This is a genomic window from Methylobacterium sp. WL103, assembly GCF_008039885.1.
Classification (GTDB): Bacteria; Pseudomonadota; Alphaproteobacteria; order Rhizobiales; family Beijerinckiaceae; genus Methylobacterium; species Methylobacterium cerastii.
Window position 1 is genome coordinate 1 of sequence record NZ_VRUX01001253.1, and the last position, 492, is coordinate 492.

Genomic DNA, 492 nt, shown 5'->3' on the forward strand with positions numbered 1-492 from the left:
GCCTGGTGCCGGTAGGGCGTGCCGAGCCAGCGCCGGGCCTCGGCCTCGACCGCGGCGCCGTCGAACCGGTTGCGCATCGGAGATTCCTTCAGCGGAACAGCGAGCCGCCGTCGAGGCCGGGGCCCGCGCCGGGGGCGTAGCGCACGACGAAGTCGTTGCCCGGCATGTGCGGAAAGCCCTGGAAGTTCAGGGCGTTCGCGAAGGTGCCGCGGCAGGTGGACAGGCGCTTGTCGCAGCCGGCGACGAGGGTGAAGGCGTCGCCCGGCGCGACGCCGCGCGGCGGCGCCTCCCACAGCTCGACCAGCGCGCCGAGATGCGTGCGCACGTCGCCGGACAGACCAAGGTTGGCGCCGCCGGTCCAGGTCAGGCGACCGCCGGTGAACAGCCCGTCGGCGACGATGCCGGCGAACGACACGGCGAGCGTGCCGGGTTCGGCCAAGCGATCGACCGTGCCGGCCGTGCGGAACCGCGCCACGTCGACGCCGCAGCGGG

General features: G+C 74.8%; 1 protein-coding gene. It reads right to left on the minus strand.

Translation table 11 applies throughout. The features are described from left to right. Positions 1-88 precede the first annotated feature (88 nt). Positions 89-492, minus strand: a 404-nt coding sequence (locus FV222_RS28885; RefSeq protein WP_187277546.1) for a phage BR0599 family protein, incomplete at its 5' end; no start/stop codon positions are given.